This window comes from Listeria rocourtiae FSL F6-920, assembly GCF_000525975.1.
Lineage (GTDB): Bacteria > Bacillota > Bacilli > Lactobacillales > Listeriaceae > Listeria_A > Listeria_A rocourtiae.
In genome coordinates, this window is sequence record NZ_AODK01000049.1 from 1 (window position 1) to 3,824 (window position 3,824).

Annotated in this window: 3 protein-coding genes and 2 pseudogenes; all 5 read left to right on the forward strand. The window is 37.1% G+C overall.

Annotation, left to right across the window (positions count from 1 at the left end):
- Positions 1-956, forward strand: a pseudogene (murA, locus tag PROCOU_RS13760) (UDP-N-acetylglucosamine 1-carboxyvinyltransferase); the annotation flags it as partial.
- 167 nt (positions 957-1,123) lie between these two features.
- Positions 1,124-2,119, forward strand: a complete 996-nt coding sequence (gene mreB / locus PROCOU_RS13765) for a rod shape-determining protein (RefSeq protein ID WP_036073465.1) — start codon at positions 1,124-1,126, stop codon at positions 2,117-2,119.
- Positions 2,120-2,138: 19 nt separating this feature from the next.
- Positions 2,139-2,585, forward strand: a complete 447-nt coding sequence (locus PROCOU_RS13770; protein ID WP_036073466.1) for a GNAT family N-acetyltransferase — start codon at positions 2,139-2,141, stop codon at positions 2,583-2,585.
- A gap of 1 nt (position 2,586) precedes the next feature.
- Positions 2,587-3,016 (forward strand): annotated as a pseudogene (gene fabZ / locus PROCOU_RS13775) (3-hydroxyacyl-ACP dehydratase FabZ).
- 287 nt (positions 3,017-3,303) lie between these two features.
- Positions 3,304-3,672, forward strand: coding sequence for a single-stranded DNA-binding protein (locus PROCOU_RS13780; RefSeq protein ID WP_036073470.1), 369 nt, complete (start codon positions 3,304-3,306; stop codon positions 3,670-3,672).
- Positions 3,673-3,824 lie beyond the last annotated feature (152 nt).

Below are 3,824 nucleotides of genomic sequence, written 5' to 3' on the forward strand. Positions count from 1 at the left end.
CCAGGAGGTTGTGCCATTGGTTCACGTCCGGTTGATTTGCATTTAAAAAGGCTTTGAAGCAATGGGCGCTAATGTAAGAATTGAAAAATGGCTATATTGAAGCGACTGCAAAAAAAAAATTAATAGGTGCCAAAATATATCTTGATTTCCCTAGTGTTGGAGCGACTCAGAATATCATGATGGCCGCGACATTAGCAGAAGGTACAACTGTTATCGAGAACGTAGCAAGAGAACCTGAAATTGTAGATTTAGCAAACTTCTTGAACCAAATGGGTGCGCGTGTTATTGGTGCGGGAACAGAAGTTATTCGTATTGAAGGTGTGAAGGAGCTAACTGCAACAGATCATTCTATTATTCCTGACCGAATCGAAGCGGGTACTTTCATGATTGCAGCCGCTATTACAGAAGGAAATGTACTTATCGAAGACATGGTTCCAGAACATATTAGCTCACTGATTGCTAAATTAGAAGAAATGGGCGTTCAAATTATTGAAGAGAACAATGGGGTACGGGTTATCGGTCCTAAAAATTTAAAGGCTGTGGATGTAAAAACATTGCCACACCCAGGTTTCCCCACAGATATGCAGTCACAAATGATGGTTATCCAAATGCTAAGCACTGGTACGAGTGTTATGACAGAGACTGTTTTCGAAAATAGATTCATGCATGTTGAAGAAATGCGTCGAATGAATGCTGACATGAAAATTGAAGGACATTCTGTGATTATTTCTGGTCCAGCTAAACTTCAAGGTGCCGAGGTTGCAGCAACAGATTTACGTGCAGCAGCTGCCTTAGTTCTTGCAGGACTGGTTGCCGATGGATATACACAAGTAACGGAATTAAAGTATCTTGATAGAGGCTACCATAATTTCCATATTAAACTTAAAGCATTAGGCGCAGATATTGAACGTACACCAAATACCGAGAAAGCTAACTTGAATGTAGCAACCAAATAAATAAAAATGCTAGGTCGTATAATTGGCCTAGTTTTTTTATGTGTAAAAAACTTTCTCGTTTTCCTCTTGATGAAAAGATATATATGTTAAAAGAAGTATGCTATAATGCAAAAGAGGTAGTATGAAGCAATACATAGGAACAATACAGAAAGGGGTCATTATTAATCATGGCAAAAGATGTGGGAATAGATTTAGGTACTGCAAATGTTCTGATTCACGTAAAAGGAAAAGGTATTGTATTGAATGAACCATCTGTTGTAGCAATTAATAACACTACAAATGAAGTTCTGGCAGTGGGCACAGAGGCGAGGAACATGGTAGGAAGAACACCAGGAAATATTACAGCCATTAAACCGATGAAAGATGGTGTAATTGCAGATTTCGATATTGTTCAAGAAATGTTACGTTTTTTCATACAAAAACTAGATTTAAAAGGTTTCTTTTCTAAGCCCAGAATTTTAATTTGTTGCCCAACCAATATCACTTCGGTAGAGCAAAAAGCGATAAGACAAGCCGCTGAGCAAAGTGGTGGTAAACAAGTGTTTATGGAAGAGGAGCCTAAAGTCGCTGCGATAGGTGCGGGTATGGATATTTTCCAACCGAGTGGAAACATGGTTATAGATATTGGTGGTGGCACTACAGATATAGCGGTTTTGTCTATGGGCGATATTGTAACGAGTAAATCAGTAAAGCTCGCAGGAAATCAGCTGGATGGTGATATTCTACAGTATATTAAACGACAGTATAACCTTCTGATAGGTGAAAGAACGTCAGAGGAGTTAAAAATTAATGTAGCTACTGCATCTAGTGGAGCGAGGCATGAATCAATGGACATTCGAGGCCGTGACTTAGTTTCTGGATTACCTAAAACCATAACAGTAACTAGTGAAGAAATTGAATTAGCTTTAAGAGAGTCTGTTCATGTTATTGTGCAAGCTGCAAAACAAGTATTAGAACAAACACCACCAGAGCTTTCAGCAGATATTATTGATCGTGGAGTTATTCTGACTGGTGGTGGGGCGTTGTTACATGGTTTAGATGAGCTCCTAGCTGAAGAATTAAAAGTTCCTGTCTTGCTGGCTGAAAATCCGTTAGATGCCGTTGCGATAGGTACGGGAATATTATTGGAAAATACAGCACGGATTAAGAAAAATAGAATCTAAAACAGTTTGAGGTGGTAGGTTGTCTCTCAGAATTGAGCATGTAGACCAATCAAATTGGTATCATATCATCAACCTTAAGGTGCATCCAAGCCAAGAAAACTTTATTGAGTCAAATGCCTGCTCTGTCGTAGAGTCTCAATACACGGCTGGCTGGTACCCTGTAGGACTCTATTCAAATGACGTTCTAGTGGGTTTTGCAATGTATGGTTGTCATGAACAAGATGCAATTTGGCTAGATCGCTTTATGATTGATAAGAGGTATCAAGGGCATGGGTTAGGCCATCAATTTCTAGTGTATTTGTTAGAGCGTATAAAGATCCAATTTAAAATCAGAAAAATACTGCTAAGCTTTACACCAGAAAACAAATATGCCAGAAGCTTTTATGAAAGGCATGGCTTTTCTAATACAAATGAGGTAGATTTAAAAGGTGAATTAATATTCATGTATCATTGTTCGGAGGTATGAAATGTTAGATATTAGTGAAATTAAAAAAAATATTACCACACCGTTACCCATTCTTGTTGGTAGATAGGGTGATTGAATTAGAGGAAAAGAAAGTAGTTGCTATCAAAAATGTCACTGCAAATGAAGAATTTTTTAATGGGCATTTCCCTCAATATCCAGTTATGCCGGGAGTTCTAATTGTAGAGGCATTGGCCCAAACAAGCGGTATTGCTATGATGCAGGTCGCAAGTAATCAAGGAAAAATTGGCCTTTTTGCAGGTATTGATGGTTGTAGATTTAAACGCCAAGTTGTTCCTGGTGACCAGTTACGCCTAGAGGCTGAAATTCTTCGTTTACGTGGCTCAATTGCTAAGGCGCATGTCAGAGCAACTGTTGAGGACGAGCTAGTCTGTGAAGCCGAGATAATGTTTGCATTAACTGATATAAAATAGTAGGGACCTGCCGCAATATTATATTGCGGTTTTTTTATATGTCGAGATTTCTAAGTTGAGCTTTTAGAATAGCAGGCTTTTGATATAAAATAAAGCATTACAAAAGATGCAGAAACTTTGAATATTGATTTTTGAGCAAGATTCGAGATGCGAATTTCTATTTTGTTCTAAAGTGAAAGATGGTTTTGAGCTTCTTAAAATAATTAAAACTTTTTTTTTGACTATTTTACATGCAGTATAGAAGGGAGTATGCTTGTGTGACTAAATATAGAAAAGAGGAATAGGATATGATTAATCAGGTAACGTTGGTGGGCAGATTGACTGAGGATCCAGAACTGCGCTTTACATCAGAGGAAAAGGGAGTTGTTAATATCACAGTAGCCTTGAATCGATTTGGGAGAGGTGGTAGATCGGATAGTGAAGCAGATTTTATTCCATGTGTAGTTTGGGGAAAACAAGCAGAGAATACCGTTGAGTATTGCCGGAAAGGTACTTTAGTGGGTATAAAAGGTGAATTACAAACGAGAAATTATGTTAATAGAGAGGACAAGAAAGTATACGTAACAGAGGTACTGGTAGATAAAATAAGGTTTTTAAGTAAAAATAAGGAAGAAAATAAAGATGATTTAGAAATGAATGTGAAAGCTAGTAATTGAGTACACATTAATAATTGTAATGTATTGTTATATTAGCGGTATAGAGTCTCAAAAACTGGCAAAAGAAATACTTGTTTTATGAGAAAATAAGAGAATTAGAGTTACTTTTGAAATGTATATATTGTCCAATAATATGTATTGATATAAATTAA

Excerpts from the sequence above, each read along its gene's own strand:
- PROCOU_RS13780 (WP_036073470.1), top strand. The coding sequence starts at position 3,304 with ATGATTAATCAGGTAACGTTGGTGGGCAGATTGACTGAGGATCCAGAA.
- mreB (WP_036073465.1), top strand. The coding sequence starts at position 1,124 with ATGGCAAAAGATGTGGGAATAGATTTAGGTACTGCAAATGTTCTGATT.